At 73.2% G+C, this 12,733-nt stretch carries 14 protein-coding genes and 2 pseudogenes; 7 read left to right on the top strand and 9 right to left on the bottom strand.

Annotated features, from left to right (window positions below; genetic code table 11):
* Window positions 1–2: 2 nt before the first annotated feature.
* On the bottom strand, window positions 3–1,739 hold the full coding sequence (locus OG455_RS03295) for a cellulose synthase catalytic subunit (RefSeq protein ID WP_266289962.1): 1,737 nt from the start codon (window positions 1,737–1,739) through the stop codon (window positions 3–5).
* A gap of 164 nt (window positions 1,740–1,903) precedes the next feature.
* Here OG455_RS03295 and OG455_RS03290 point away from each other — a divergent pair, with 164 nt between their 5' ends.
* Entirely contained in the window at window positions 1,904–2,035 is a 132-nt protein-coding gene (locus tag OG455_RS03290) for a hypothetical protein (protein WP_266289961.1), read from the top strand.
* A gap of 4 nt (window positions 2,036–2,039) precedes the next feature.
* Here OG455_RS03290 and OG455_RS03285 read toward each other — a convergent pair whose 3' ends face one another.
* Together OG455_RS03285 and OG455_RS03280 are read right to left on the bottom strand one after the other, a co-directional pair.
* On the bottom strand, window positions 2,040–2,384 hold the full coding sequence (locus OG455_RS03285) for a rodlet layer protein (RefSeq protein WP_266289956.1): 345 nt from the start codon (window positions 2,382–2,384) through the stop codon (window positions 2,040–2,042).
* A gap of 181 nt (window positions 2,385–2,565) precedes the next feature.
* The gene (locus OG455_RS03280) at window positions 2,566–3,216 is read right to left on the bottom strand and encodes a TetR family transcriptional regulator (RefSeq protein WP_266289954.1); all 651 of its coding nucleotides are present in this window, start codon (window positions 3,214–3,216) and stop codon (window positions 2,566–2,568) included.
* Window positions 3,217–3,351: 135 nt separating this feature from the next.
* On the opposite strand from OG455_RS03280, the gene OG455_RS03275 reads away from it, so the two are divergent.
* Both OG455_RS03275 and OG455_RS03270 read left to right on the top strand, forming a co-directional pair.
* Entirely contained in the window at window positions 3,352–3,510 is a 159-nt protein-coding gene (locus tag OG455_RS03275; protein ID WP_266289952.1) for a hypothetical protein, read from the top strand.
* A gap of 175 nt (window positions 3,511–3,685) precedes the next feature.
* Window positions 3,686–3,901, top strand: a complete 216-nt coding sequence (locus OG455_RS03270) for a DUF4190 domain-containing protein (RefSeq protein WP_266300644.1) — start codon at window positions 3,686–3,688, stop codon at window positions 3,899–3,901.
* Between the two features lie 187 nt (window positions 3,902–4,088).
* Here the strand turns inward: OG455_RS03270 and OG455_RS03265 are convergent, their stop codons facing one another.
* Window positions 4,089–4,874 (bottom strand): SGNH/GDSL hydrolase family protein, encoded by a 786-nt coding sequence (locus OG455_RS03265; RefSeq protein WP_266289950.1) that lies wholly within the window; start codon window positions 4,872–4,874, stop codon window positions 4,089–4,091.
* A gap of 194 nt (window positions 4,875–5,068) precedes the next feature.
* Window positions 5,069–5,353, bottom strand: coding sequence for a DUF427 domain-containing protein (locus OG455_RS03260; protein ID WP_266289948.1), 285 nt, complete (start codon window positions 5,351–5,353; stop codon window positions 5,069–5,071).
* Window positions 5,354–5,669: 316 nt separating this feature from the next.
* Here OG455_RS03260 and OG455_RS03255 point away from each other — a divergent pair, with 316 nt between their 5' ends.
* Complete coding sequence (locus OG455_RS03255) at window positions 5,670–5,909, top strand: hypothetical protein (protein ID WP_266289946.1); 240 nt, start codon at window positions 5,670–5,672, stop codon at window positions 5,907–5,909.
* Between the two features lie 120 nt (window positions 5,910–6,029).
* Here the strand turns inward: OG455_RS03255 and OG455_RS03250 are convergent, their stop codons facing one another.
* Window positions 6,030–6,953 (bottom strand): hypothetical protein, encoded by a 924-nt coding sequence (locus tag OG455_RS03250; RefSeq protein WP_266289944.1) that lies wholly within the window; start codon window positions 6,951–6,953, stop codon window positions 6,030–6,032.
* 370 nt (window positions 6,954–7,323) lie between these two features.
* Between OG455_RS03250 and OG455_RS42205 the strand changes: the two are divergent.
* From OG455_RS42205 to OG455_RS03245, 3 genes and pseudogenes are all read left to right on the top strand, one after another.
* A pseudogene (locus tag OG455_RS42205) lies at window positions 7,324–7,536 on the top strand (PT domain-containing protein); the annotation flags it as partial.
* Window positions 7,455–7,670 (top strand): annotated as a pseudogene (locus tag OG455_RS42200) (PT domain-containing protein); the annotation flags it as partial. The pseudogenes OG455_RS42205 and OG455_RS42200, both read left to right, overlap by 82 nt.
* Window positions 7,609–8,706, top strand: coding sequence for a serine hydrolase (locus OG455_RS03245; RefSeq protein ID WP_266289942.1), 1,098 nt, complete (start codon window positions 7,609–7,611; stop codon window positions 8,704–8,706). The pseudogene OG455_RS42200 and the gene OG455_RS03245, both read left to right, overlap by 62 nt.
* Before the next feature lie 239 nt (window positions 8,707–8,945).
* Here the strand turns inward: OG455_RS03245 and OG455_RS03240 are convergent, their stop codons facing one another.
* Genes OG455_RS03240 through OG455_RS03230 form a run of 3 tightly spaced genes read right to left on the bottom strand, consistent with a single transcriptional unit; the run spans window position 8,946 to window position 12,540 of the window.
* Window positions 8,946–11,276, bottom strand: coding sequence for an ABC transporter permease (locus OG455_RS03240; protein WP_266289940.1), 2,331 nt, complete (start codon window positions 11,274–11,276; stop codon window positions 8,946–8,948).
* Window positions 11,273–12,016, bottom strand: coding sequence for an ABC transporter ATP-binding protein (locus OG455_RS03235; protein WP_266289938.1), 744 nt, complete (start codon window positions 12,014–12,016; stop codon window positions 11,273–11,275). Before OG455_RS03235 ends, OG455_RS03240 begins: the two co-directional genes overlap by 4 nt.
* Entirely contained in the window at window positions 12,016–12,540 is a 525-nt protein-coding gene (locus OG455_RS03230) for a PadR family transcriptional regulator (RefSeq protein WP_266289936.1), read from the bottom strand. The genes OG455_RS03235 and OG455_RS03230 overlap by 1 nt, the downstream gene beginning before the upstream one ends.
* Between the last annotated feature and the right edge of the window lie 193 nt (window positions 12,541–12,733).

Below are 12,733 nucleotides of genomic sequence, written 5' to 3'. Positions count from 1 at the left end.
GCTCAGCCCAGCCAGGGGAACATCGGCGTCACCCAGCCGGAGGCCAGCAGCGCGGTCAGTACCAGGGCGGCGGTCACGGCCAGCCCCTCCGGCCAGCGGCGCGGCAGCATGCCGGCCCGCGCGGCGGACGTGCCGGACGTGGCGGGTGCGGCGGGTGCGGTGGGCGCGGCGGGTGCGGTGGAGGTGGCGGCCTCGGCGGCCTCTGCGCGCCGGGTCGTCCCCGCGCGCAGCTCCACCAGCAGGTCGCGCAGCAGCGGCAGGCCGATCTGCGCCTGCACCAGGAGGTAGAGCGCGAGGCCCCAGTTGGGCGCCCAGCCCTGACCGGCCACGTCCAGCGCGAGACCCACGGCCGCGGCCAGCAGCGAGCCGCCGACCCAGGCGAAGGAGACCAGCACTACCCGGCGGGCCAGGCCGCCCGGCTTGGCCCGACCCGCGCCGGTCGGCACCCAGGCGGCGCTGCGGCCGCGCAGGGTGTGCAGGAAGGCGGCGGCAGCGGCCACGCTCAGCAGGGTGTTGGCGCGGACCACCTCGACCCGCCAGCGGGTGCGGCTCACCCGGGGCAGCAGCACGTGCCAGAGCCAGAGCGGGGCGAGCAGCGGCAGCACGTGCCAGGGCCGGATCTGCGCCGGATAGAAGTACATCATCACCAGCGGCGGCAGCGGGGCGGCGAAGAGGTTCACCGCCATGGTCAGATAGCCGATGATGCCCTCGTAGAAGCAGAGCCGCATCCGCCAGGGCGCGCGCATCCGCTTCAGGTCCCGGCTGGTGAGCAGGTGCAGGTTGCCCATCGCCCACCGGTACTGCTGGTTGACGAAGGAGGCCAGGCTGTCCGGCGAGGTGCCCTTGGCGAGCAGGACCGGCACGTAGAGCGTGCGGTAGCCCAACTCGTAGAGGGCGAGGCCGGTGTACAGGTCCTCGCTGTGGTCGAGTTTGGCGAAGCCCCCGGCGGCCTCGATCGCGCTGCGCCGGTAGACGGCGTTGCTGCCGCAGCAGATCGCCGCGTCACTGGCGTCGCGGGAGGGCTGGATCCAGCGGAAGAACCACTCCTGCGCCGAGCCGGCCGCGCGCTCGATCCAGTTCATCGAACCGTCGGTGTCGAAGCACTGCGGGCTCTGCACGATGCCGGTCGCCGGGTCGGCGAAGTACGGCAGCAGGTGCTGCAGGAAGTCGGTGCGCGGCGCGAAGTCGGCGTCCAGGATGGCGATGTACTCGCCGGTACCCAGGCCCAGCGCGTGGTTGAGGTTGCCTGCTTTCTTCAGGTGCCCGCGGTCCGGGCGGACCACGTAGCGGTAGCCGAACTCGGCGGCCAGTTCGGCGACTTCGCCGCGATCCGCGTCATCCAGCACCCAGACCGCCAACTCGCCCGGCCAGCGCACCGCGTGGACCGCCCGGTAGGCGTTGGCGAGCACGTCCAGCGGCTCGCCGCAGGTCGGCAGGTAGAGGTCGACGCTCGGAGCCTCGGCCGGCTGCCAGGCGCGGACCAGGATCTCGTGCGACTGCTGGGTGAGCCGGCGCTTGCGCAGGCTGTTCACCGAGGAGAGCAGCAGCGCCAGCACGTTGAGTGCCAGCACCGCGAGGAAGGCCCAGAGCGCTGGTGTGCGCAGGGCGAAAGTGAGCATGGTCGCCGCCGTCAGGACGAAGGCGAGCGATGTGCAGAGCAGGACCCACCGGCGTTGCGGACCGAAGTACCAGTAGAGCTCCTGGTCGTTCGGTGGCGCCGGAAGGTGATGGACGGTCATATGGCCCCCACAGCCGTGTCGAACAGCTTCCGGCCACCAGGATAGCCGATTGGTATAGACCACTGTTACGTGGCAGGTGAACACTGACACAACGACAGGTGGGGACGGCGCGAGGCCCCCGCGGAAGATCCGCGAGGGCCTCGGGGGCGGCGCCGTTGGCGCCGATGGAGCTGGTTGAGCCGATGGAGCTGGTTGAGCTGGTTGAGCCGATGGAGCTGGTTGGGCTGGTTGAGCCGATGGAGCTGGTTGAGCTGGTCGAGCGGGTCTGCAGCCGGTCGAGCGGGGCGAGCGGGTGAAGGGTCAGCCGATCGCGTGCGAGAGCAGCGCGCCGTCGCCCTCGCCCTGGGTGGTCTGGCCCACGTTGCAGATCTGGTGCTGCTGCTGGTTGGCGATCGGCACGTCCACCTGGACCGGGACCAGCACGCCGACCTGCACGTGGTGCACCTCGGGCAGGCAGAGGTTCAGGTTGTCGGCGGCGTGGTAGGACGCGCTGTGCTCGCCGACGGTGCCGGTGTGGTTGGTGCCGCCGTTGCCGGAGACCGAGGCCGCCGAGCCGTCGGCGTCGCCGATCGCCATGGCGGGGGAGGCCACCGCGGCGAGCGAGGCGAAGGCGAGGCCGGCGCCCGCCAGAGTCTTCTTCAGCATGAGTCATATCCTCTCGACAAGAACCGGCGCGGGCAGTGTGTGAAGGGGCCGTGCGCCGGCGTCCGAACGTTGTTCGCGACGCCGCGTTCAACGCCCGGACCGCGGCGAGGACACTGGCGGCGGCTCGGACTCACCCGTCCGGCGTGATCAACGCCCGGTGCGGGGTGACCCGGGCGGGTGGTCACCGCTGCGGCGCGGTCGGCCAGTGCCGGCGGCCCAGGCTGATCAGGCGCAGCTGGTCGCGGGCCAGTGCCGCGATGCGGCGCTCGGCCGCGCGCGCCGCGGCCGGCGGTTCGGTGGGCGCCTCCAGGAAGGCGGCCGCGGTGGCCACCAGGTGCTCCACGTAGAGCCCGGCGAGCATCCGCAGATCGGCCCGGCTCCAGTCGGCGCTCTGCGGCTGGCCGCCCAGCGCCGCGGCGGTCTCCTCGGTGAAGGTGGCGAGTTCGGCCGCGATCGCCTCGCGCACCGGGCGCACCCCGCCGTGCCGCTCGCGGGCCAGGAAGCGGATGTGCGACCGGTGTTCGCGTACGTGCCGGGCGATCACCGCGATCGTCCCGTCGATCAGCTCGTTGGCCTCGCTCTGGCCGGCCAGGATCGTGCGGATCATCAGGTGCAGGCTCTGCAGCGACTCGGTGACCAGCACCACACCCAACTCGTCCAGGTCGCGGAAGTGCCGGTAGAAGCCGGCCGGTGAGAGGCCGGCCTCCCGGGTCACCTCCCGGACGCCGAGGCCGCTGAGGTTCTGGTGCTCGAGCAGTCGCAGGCCCGCGTCGAGCAGTGCGCGGCGGCTCTGCTCCTTCTGGGCGGCTCTGACTCCGACAGTGTGACTCACATCATTCAGTAAACAACTGTTTGCCGACTTCCACCAGCGTAGAGTGGCGATGTCGGCGAACACTTGTTAGCTCAACTGGAGTGCGGGGGTCTGCCGACGGCACCCGGTACGTCCCGTCGTTCGAAGGGTCCGACCATGATCTTCCTGTTCGCGGCACTCGCGGCTGCCGGCTTCCTGCTCGGTGCCGCCGCGCACACCACGCTGTCCCAGTTCGCGCTGGCCGGTGCGCTGATCGGCGGCTGGCTGCTGCTCTTCGGCGCCCGCGAGGGTGCCGCCTGGCTGCGCCGCCGCTGACCGGCGGCCGCCACCCGTGTCGCGGTGCGCCGTGACGGCCTGTGCTGCCACGGCTCGTACCGCTCGTACTGCTCGTACCGCTCGTACTGCTACAGCTCGTACTGCTGCTGCTCGCTCTGTCATCCGAAAGGGGAATCCGGTGGAGACTCGGACGCTGACCCGTGAGGCGGACGGGATGGCCGTCGCCTCGTTCGTCCTCGGCCTGATCGGCCTGCTGCTCTTCAACATCGTCTTCGGGCCGCTGGCGCTGGCGCTCGGTGCGCTCGCACTGCTGCGCGGCACCGCCCGTCGCGGGCGGGCACTGCTCGGTCTCGCGCTGGGCGCCGCCGACCTGGCCGTGTTCGCCGTGGCGCTGGCCGGCAGCCACGGCTCACTCTGGCAGGTCGGCTGACGGCTGGTCAGACGGACGGGTGCGTACTTCAGACGTTCAGGTACTCAGACGTTCAGGTACTCAGACGTTCAGGTACTCAGACGTTCAGGTACTCAGACGTTCAGGAACTCAGACGTTCAGGAACTCAGACGTTCAGGAACTCGGCTACGCCCGGATGCCCCCCGTGGGCATCCGGGCGTCGCGCTGCTCACAGCGGCAGCAGGTCGGGGCGCTTGGCCTCCACGTGGTCGCCCGAGGACTCACCGCGCAGCCGCCGACCGACCCAGGGCAGCAGGTAGTCCCGCGCCCACTGCAGGTTCTCCCGGCGCAGCTCGGCGGCGCTGTGCTCCGCCTCGGCGGGCCACGGCGCGGCCGGATCCTCCTCGGTGGCCAGGCCGAGCGCCCGGGCGGCGAGCAGTGCGACCCGCTGGTGCCCCTCGGGGGACAGGTGCAGTCGGTCCCCGCTCCAGGCCCGGCGGCCCTGCAGCGGACGCAGCGACCAGAGGTCGGCCACCGCGCAGTCGTTGCGGTCCGCGATGGCCCGCAGGTGCGCGTTGTACGTCGCGATCTTGCCGCGCAGGTGCTTGAGCACCGGCACGCCCCGGGTGTCGAATCCGGTGCAGATCAGCACCGTGCCGGCCGACTCGCGCAGTTGCACGACGGCGGCCTCGAAGCGCTCGGCCACCTCGTCCGGGTCGCTGCCCGGGCGCAGGATGTCGTTGCCACCGGCGCAGAAGGTCACCAGGTCCGGCTGGATCCGCCGGACCTGGGGGACCTGCTCGGTGACGACCTGGTCGAGCAGCCGCCCGCGCACCGCGAGGTTGGCGTAGCGGAACTCGCCCCCCGGGTCCCGGTCGGCCAGCAGGGCTGCCAGCCGATCGGCCCAGCCGGCGAAGGTGCCGTCCGGGTTGGGGTCGTTGAGGCCCTCGGTGAAGCTGTCGCCGAGGGCCGCGTAGGAGCTGATGGGGTCAAGGATCTCCAGATGGTCAGCCATGGGCTGAATATTTCACTGTCTCAAGTGACCTACGCCACCGTAGGGCCGCGGCTCGGTGCGTGACATTGGCCACCCGGACGCCGGGAATACCAGGGCGGGTAGTGTGCGGAGCGTCCGACCCGCGTGGGGCGGACGGCTGATGTCGCGTCAGGTTCCTGGGACGGGCGCGGCAGGCGCGATGCCCGCGGCGCGGCTCAGGAGCGGACCTCCACCCCGCGCCAGAACGCGACCCGGCCGCGGATCTGCTCGGCCTCTGGGCTTGGGTCGGTGTAGTACCAGACGGCGTCCTCGTTGCGCTCGCCGTCGACCACCAGTGTGTAGTAGTTCGCCGTCCCCTTCCACGGGCAGACGCTGGTGGTCGCCGAGTCGGTCAGGTATTCGGACCGGACGGCGCTCAGCGGGAAGTAGTGGTTCTGCTCGACGACCACGGTGTCGTCGCTCTCGGCGATCACCTGGCCGTTCCAGTGCGCGGTGGGCATCGGGGACTCCGCTCGCTCGGTTCTGATCGGGTCTGTTCGAGGGCCTGCTCCAGGTCCTGCCCACAGGCTCGCCGGAGGGCCTGCCTCTGCTGCGGGACCGGGTGCTGCTCCTGGTCCAGTTTAGGTCTGATGGGTTGTCAGCCGGTCGGTTACGGCTCCTCACCCGGACGGGACCGGCGTGCGGCCGATCGCCCAGGGGCGGCTCGGCCCGCCGGGTGACCGGCCCGGGCGAAGGTGTGACGGGCGGTTACCGGGCGGGTGTGCGGGCGAGACTGCTACTCGGGCCGTTCGCCGACGATCGGAAGAGGTGTCCGCCATGACGCTGACCATGCTGCTGCTGACCGTCCCGCCGTTGCTGGCCCTGCTGCTCAGTCTCACTGACCCGGCCCGGGCCCGGGCCCGCGCGGCCCGGTCGGCCCCCGCCTGGCTCCGCCCGCGCCGTCGTGGCGCTGGCGGTGGCCGTGGCGGTGGTGGTGGCCGTGGTCCTGGGCACGGGCGGGCGCGCGGGCGGCACGCGGCTCCGGCGGGGCAGCGAGTGCTCAGCCGGGTCCTGTGACGCCGGCCGGGCGAGGCCGACCGGCGCGCGTGGCGCTGACCGACGGCCGTCCGGCCGTCCGGCCCGTCCGGCGGTCCGGCCCGTCCGGCGTCACAGCCGACCGGCCGTCGGCAGGTCGGGTCAGCTGAACGCAGGCCTGGCCAGCAGCGAGGTGACGCAGAGGCTGGTCTCGGCGGCCGAACCGACGAACGGCAGCCGCAGCCGGCGCAGCGAGTAGTGGTAGGCCTCGCGCTCCCGGGCGTCGGCGAAGTGCCGTTGGTGGCGCGGGGCCGGATCGGGCCTGGTGACGGTGAGGCGATGGCTCGCCAGGCAGCGGGCCAGTGATTCGGTGGGCTGACCGTAGAGCGGCCACCCCAGCACCACCGGTGGCGCGGCCTGCAGGGCGAGGACGCGGTCCAAGGTGGCCGGGCCGAGGTAGCTGAACGCCCCGGTGGCCAGCACCAGGTCGGCCCCGGCCAGTGCGGCCTGGTCGGCCGGGGTGGGGTCCTGGTGCTCCAGATCGGTGTTGACGGCCGCGTCCAGCAGCCCGGTGGCGAGCGCGTACTCGGTCGCCGGACGCGAGACGTCCAGCCCGACGATGGTCAGCTCGGTGTCGGTGGGCCGGGTTCGCAGGAACGCGGTGTCCCGGGCGACGGCGTGGCGGGTGCCCTCACCGCCGCGGCCGGCCGGGTCGAGCCGGTGCGCCCGGACCGGGTCGAGCGGATGGGCCCGGACCGGGTCGAGCGGATGGTGCGCGGCCTGCTCGTCCGGCGCGGCTTGGTAGCACCTGGCGAAGGTCGCGAAGTCGACGCCGAACTTGAGCAGCGCCCCGTTGATCCCGTAGCCGCAGGCCAGGTCGAGGATCTTCAGCCGTTGCCGGCCGGTGCGTCGCCGCAGACGGGCGATGGTCTGCGGGAGCAACCCGCGGGCGAAGTCCGGGCTCCGGTAGCGCAGCGGTGCCAGTCGGTGGAAGTAGCCGCGCGGTAGCGGCTGTTGGTAGAGGGTTTCGAAGGACTGCTTGGCGAAGGAATGCTTGCTGAACGACTGCTTGGCGAAGGTGCCCACGCGGCCTCCTGGATCGGGCGCCCGCAGCCGGAGCGGCTCGGGGCGGGACCTGACGGCCCGTCAAGCTTGACATGGCCAGGGCGGCTCTGGTCATCGCCGCTCCGGGGGCGGCCGTAACTCGCCCGGAACTGGCCCGGAACTTGGGCGAAACCCGGCGCCCGCGAGGCGTCGAGGATTCATCAGAGCGAGTGAACGAGCTCGCCCGGTTCCGGATCCGGTGGCCTGAATGACCGTCAGGGACAGTCCGATCCGCCATCGCGACCGCCCAGTACCGCGACGCGGGCATACGTGTGAGCAACTGGCCTGCCGAGCCGCTAAGTTCACCGGGCATGAGTGAGCGGGGGGAGGGGAGACGCTGGTGCCCGCTCCGATGAAGCTGTCCTGGGCCGCGCGGCCGCTCCTGGTCCTGGAGCGGTACGCAGGAGCGAGTCCGGGGAATCCTTCCTTCACGGTAGCGCCGCCGCCACCACCGGGTCAGTACGCTGCGCCGACCGACCGACCGACCGACCGACCGACCGACCGACCGACCGACCGACCGACCGACCGACCGACCGACCGACCGACCGACCGACCGACCGACCGACCGACCGACCGACCGACCGACCGACCGACCGACCGACCGACCGGGCCAGGGTCCGGACCGAACCGGGGGACGATGAGCGCCACCACCGACCGCATCCGCCACATCCGTCGACTCATCGCGGACGGCGCCGATGAGCAACAGGTCTACCCCGGTGCCGTGTGGGCCGTCGGCGATGCGGCCGGGACGTTGGCCGGCGGGGCCGTCGGGCTGCTCGACCCCGCCGTGCCGCAGGTGCCGATGCGCCCTGACACCCTCTTCGACCTCGCCAGCCTGACCAAGATCCTGGCCGTCTGGTCGACCCTGGGCACCCTCTGGGAGACCGGTCGGCTCGTGCTGGACGAGCCGCTCGGTGCCCACTGGCCCGAGGTGGCCGGGCGCCCGCTCGGCCGGATCACCGCCGGCCAGCTCCTCACGCACACCGCCGGGCTGCCCCTGCACGCACGGCTGCGTGAGTGCTTCGGCACGGACCCCGCCGCCATCCGCGCCGGGGTGCTCGCCGCCGCCCCGCACCGCCCACCCGGCGAGGCCGTGGAGTACACCGACCGGGCCGGACTGGTCCTCGGCTACCTCGCCGAGTACCGCACGGGCCGGCCGCTCGACGAGCTGGCCGCCGAGCGGATCTGGCGGCCGCTCGGCATGCGAGCCACCCGCTTCGGTCCGCTGCCCGCCGAACTGACCACCCGCTGTGCGCCCACCGAGGCCGATCCGGCCACCGGCGCGCCGTTCCGGGGTGTGGTGCACGACCCCTCCGCGCGGCTGCTCGGCGGCATCTGCGGGATCGCCGGAGTCTTCTCGACCGCCGAGGACCTGGCGCTGTTCCTGCGGCACTTGCTCGACCCGGCGGCCCGGCCCGGCCCGCCATACAAGCCGGGCAGGTCGGACGGGGCGCACGGAGCGGGCCCGGGCTTCGGTGCGGCCTGGACGGCACAGTCGCTGACCGTGCGCACCGGCTCCCTCGAGCCCGCCCGTGGCCTGTTCTGGCAGGTCGCGCCGCGAAGCGACCCGGCCGCCGACATTTGGGTGCACTACGGCTTCACCGGGACCGGCATGTGGCTCTCACCCCGGCTGGGGCGGTGGGCGGTGCTGCTCACCAACCGGGTCCGGCTGTCGCGGGAGAGTCAGCCGCTGACCGATCTTCGCGACGCCTTCCGCGCTCTCGCCTTCGGCTGAGGCCCGCGTCTGAGACCGGGGTCTGAGACCGGGGTCTGAGGCTCACGTCTGAGACCCGCGTCTGAGACCTGCGTCCGAGACCCAGGTCTGAGACCCAGGTCTGAGACCCAGGTCTGAGACCCAGGTCTGAGACCCAGGTCTGAGACTCAGGTCTGAGACTCAGGTCCGAGACCCGGACCTGAGACTCACGTCTGAGACCCCCGTCCCACCCCACGCACCCACCCCACGCACCCGCACCCTCACTCGTACCGCAGCCCCGCCGTCGCCCGCCGCCGCCAGAGCACCGGCAGGCTCAGCGCGCTGATCAGCAGCACCGCCCCCGCCCCCGCGCCCGTCATCAGCGCGATGTCGCCCCAGGCGAAGGCGACCGGCAAGTGCGCCAGGGTGACGAGCACCCCGCCCAGGCCCAGCCCGGCGACCAGCGCCAGGGCCAGGCCGAGCACCACGGGCAGCACGCTCTGCCAGAGCAGCGCGAGCGCCATCGTGCGCGGACGGGTGCCGAAGGCGGCGAGCACGGCCAAGGTGCGTCGGCGGTCACGGAGCTGTTCGAGCAGGCCCACCAGCATCCCGGCGCCGATCAGGGCCAGGATCGCCACCGTCCCCGCGGTCAGCGCGCGGCGGATGCTGGTGAAGCCGGGATCGGTCTGCCGTGCGGCGGGATCGCCGAGCCTGCCCTGGAGGTCGAGGAGGGCCACGGCGGTGCGCAGCCGCTCCTCGGCGTCGGGCGTGCCGGGGGCCGGCCGCAGCTCCACGATGGCCTCCTGACTGCTGACCAGCGCGCTCGGGATCGCCCCCGGGGTCACCAGCAGGCCGCCGCGGTCCGGCACGCCGTACGGGTCCGGCCGCTGGTCGACGGTGGCGCGCGAGGCGGGCACCTGCCAGGGCGCCGACCACGAGCCGCCGAGGTCGATGACGAGCTGCGGGCTGACGGCCGGGGCGGCACCGTCGCCCCGCGCCGTGAAGACGTCGCCGTCCACGCAGTCGGTGACGCCGGCCAGGGCGCGCAGATCGGCGCAGTCGGCCACGGTGACCGGCAGGAAGTCCTCGGTCCGCGTGGGCGGTCGCGCCACCAGCGAGGTGTAGCCGGTCGCCTCGGCGACGCCCGGGGTGTGCCGCAGCTGCTCGGCGAGGCGCGCGGCGCGGTCGCCGGCGGCGGGGAAGCTCGCCACCAGTCGGGTACCGTCCGCCGGGGCACTGTCCACCGGCGGCCCGGTGCGCTCGGTGGCGAGGGCGCCGAGCAGGGTCTGCAGCGCGATCGCGCCGGCCACGGCGACCACGATGCCGGCCACCGGGCGGGCGGCCGTCTCGGGGCTGAACCGCAGCCGCCCGACGGCCAGTTGCCAGGCGGGCGGCCCGCCGGTGCGGCCCAGCGCCCGCGCGGTCAGGTCGATCACCGGCGGGAGCAGCGCGGTGGCACCGAGCAGGAGCAGCAGCAGCCCGGCGACCAGCACCACGAGCGGCCGTTTGCCGTCCATCACGGCCAGTTGGTCGTGCTGGGTGTAGAGCAGCGCGGCGCCCACCAGCGGCAGGCAGAGCCGCCAGGACCACAGGCGCGGCAGCCGGGCCGAGCCGCGCAGCACGCCGAGCGGTTCGGCGGTGATCCGACGCATCGTCAGCAGCGTGACCACCACCGCGAGAATCGGCACGGCGGCCAGCGCGAGGGCGGCCAGCACCGGTTGCGGCTGGACGTCGACGGCGAAGACGCTCAGGCCCTGCACGGTGATCCGCTCGATCAGCGCGCGCCCGAGCAGGAAGAAGGGCACGCCGAGTCCGAGTCCGAGCAGCGCGCCCGCCAGCGACTCGCCGGCGGCGATCCGCGCGGTGCTGCCCCGGTCCGCGCCGCCCAGGCGCAGCGCGGCCAGCCGCCGGTCGCGGGCCTCGCCGCCGAACCGCGCGGCGGCGGCGATGAACACGGCCACCGGACTGAGCAGAATCACCACGCCGGCCACGGTCAGCAGCACCAGCACCGGATCGGTGGGCTTGGGCGGCAGCTTGCCGGCGAAGTGGTCGATCCGCTCGGTGTCGGGCGAGTCGGCGGTCAGCGTCGGGCTGCCCAGGTAGAAGGCGTAGTCGCCGGGGCCGACCAGGCCCGCTTCGCCGATGGTGCCGGTGATCGGCCCGGGCAGCCGCTCGCGCAGCAGTTCGCCGCCGGACGAGCGCAGCAGCGCGGCCAGCGCGGGGGAGACGGCGAGCGCGCCGGGGCCCGGATAGGCGGTGAGGCCGGGTGGCAGCGGGGCGTGCGGACCGTCGGGGCGCACCGCGCGGCCGGTCACCGTGCGGCCGTGGAAGGTGGTGCTGATGTCGGCCATCAGCAGGCTGTGCGAGGAGAGCGGGGCCTGCTCGGCCGAGATCAGCGCGCCCGACTGGGCCCGCAGCCGGTCGTCGCGGTGCTCGCGCACGCTCGGGAAGGAGGCGGCCAGCAGCAGGGTCGCCACGCCGAGGCCCACCCCGATCGCGGTCAGCACGGTGCGCAGCCGGCTGTCCCGGCCGCCGGTGCAGGCCAGCCGCAGGCCCAGGGCCAGTTCGGCCGCCCGGCGGGTGATCAGGCCGTTGGTTCGAGGCTCGCTCACCACTCCTCGCCCGCCTCGCCGGTGTGCCCGTCGCGGACCACGATCTCGCGGTCCGCGTAGGCGGCCACCCGCAGGTCGTGGGTGACCAGCAGGACGGCCGCGCCGGCCTCCCGGGCGGCCGCGCCGAGCAGCGCCATCACCTGCTCGCTGTGCAGCGAGTCGAGCGAGCCGGTCGGCTCGTCGGCGAAGACCACCGCCGGGTCGGTGACCAGCGCGCGGGCGATCGCGACCCGCTGGCCCTGGCCGCCGGAGAGCTCGCCGGGCCGCTTGGCCGCCAGCTCCGCCACCTCCAGGCGCTCCAGCCAGGCCAGCGCCCGCTCCTCGGCGGCCCGCCGGCGCAGGCCGTTCAGCCGCAGCGGCAGCGCGACGTTGGTCAGGCAGTCGAGCTCGGGCACCAGCTGGCCGAACTGGAAGACGAAGCCGAAGTCGGAGCGGCGCAGCGCGCTGCGCGCGGCGTCGGAGAGCCGGCCGAGGTCCTGGCCGCGGTAGCTGACGGTGCCCTCGTCGGGCTTGATCAGGCCGGCCAGGCAGTGCAGCAGGGTGGACTTGCCGGAGCCGGAGGTGCCGAGCACCGCGACCAGTTCGCCGGCGGCCAGGTCCAGGGTGGCGCCGGTCAGCGCGGCTGTGGGGCCGAAGCTCTTGCGCAGGCCGACGGCGGCCAGCAGCGCGTCCGGGCGGACGGTGCCGGCGGCGAGGACGTCGGCGGATTCGGCGGCGGACTCGACGGGGGAGACGGGCATCAGGCGCGCACCTTCCGGGCCAGCTCGTCCAGCCGGGCCGCGGTCAGCTCCAGCCAGCGCAGATCGGCCTCCAGGTGGAACAGCGCGTGGTCGCAGAGCAGTTGGTCGACCAGGTCGCCGGCCAGCTTGCGCCGGGTCAGCTCGCGCATCTGGCGCAGGTGCTCGGTGCGCTGGGTGTCCAGCAGCCGCTGGGCCGAGCGTCCGGTCAGCAGGGCCAGCACCACCTTGGTGTAGAGGGTGCTCTGCAGGTGTGCCGAGGGGCTCTCCGGCTCCGTCAGCCAGTGGTTGACGTCGGTGATCCCGGCCTCGGTGATGATGTAGCGCTTGCGCTCGGGGCCCTCGCCCGGTTCGGTGCCGTCCACCTCGACCAGGCCGTTCTTCAGCAGCCGGGAGAGGGTCGCGTAGACCTGGCCGTAGGGCAGTGCCCGGGTCTGGCCGAAGCGCTCGTCGTAGGCGCGCTTGAGGTCGTAGCCGTGGCGCGGATGGGACTCCAGGAGCCCGAGGATGGTGTGGCCCAGTGACATGCGGGCGACTATACACATGATGTATACCCGAGGTGTATACCGCCCTTCGGGAGACTGACGGGCTCTCAGCTGCGGCGCGACCGCACTGGAGTACGGTTCGACCAAGAGCTGACGCTGTACCAGTGCCCCGCGTGCCGGGGTGCATCGGAGGGGTGGGCACGGCAGGCTATGGGCTGTTCACTGTGCTGTGCCG

Origin of the sequence: Kitasatospora sp. NBC_01287, from assembly GCF_026340565.1 — a bacterium.
Taxonomy (GTDB): Bacteria; Actinomycetota; Actinomycetes; order Streptomycetales; family Streptomycetaceae; genus Kitasatospora.
Note: the sequence above shows the minus strand (reverse complement) of the source record. Positions and strands in the feature narration are given on the sequence as shown.

Coding starts and splice junctions, on each gene's coding strand:
- OG455_RS03295 (WP_266289962.1), bottom strand. CDS start 1,739: ATGACCGTCCATCACCTTCCGGCGCCACCGAACGACCAGGAGCTCTAC.
- OG455_RS03290 (WP_266289961.1), top strand. CDS start 1,904: ATGGAGCTGGTTGAGCCGATGGAGCTGGTTGAGCTGGTTGAGCCGATG.
- OG455_RS03285 (WP_266289956.1), bottom strand. CDS start 2,384: ATGCTGAAGAAGACTCTGGCGGGCGCCGGCCTCGCCTTCGCCTCGCTC.
- OG455_RS03275 (WP_266289952.1), top strand. CDS start 3,352: ATGATCTTCCTGTTCGCGGCACTCGCGGCTGCCGGCTTCCTGCTCGGT.
- OG455_RS03270 (WP_266300644.1), top strand. CDS start 3,686: ATGGCCGTCGCCTCGTTCGTCCTCGGCCTGATCGGCCTGCTGCTCTTC.
- OG455_RS03265 (WP_266289950.1), bottom strand. CDS start 4,874: ATGGCTGACCATCTGGAGATCCTTGACCCCATCAGCTCCTACGCGGCC.
- OG455_RS03260 (WP_266289948.1), bottom strand. CDS start 5,353: ATGCCCACCGCGCACTGGAACGGCCAGGTGATCGCCGAGAGCGACGAC.
- OG455_RS03255 (WP_266289946.1), top strand. CDS start 5,670: ATGACGCTGACCATGCTGCTGCTGACCGTCCCGCCGTTGCTGGCCCTG.
- OG455_RS03245 (WP_266289942.1), top strand. CDS start 7,609: ATGAGCGCCACCACCGACCGCATCCGCCACATCCGTCGACTCATCGCG.
- OG455_RS03235 (WP_266289938.1), bottom strand. CDS start 12,016: ATGCCCGTCTCCCCCGTCGAGTCCGCCGCCGAATCCGCCGACGTCCTC.
- OG455_RS03230 (WP_266289936.1), bottom strand. CDS start 12,540: ATGTCACTGGGCCACACCATCCTCGGGCTCCTGGAGTCCCATCCGCGC.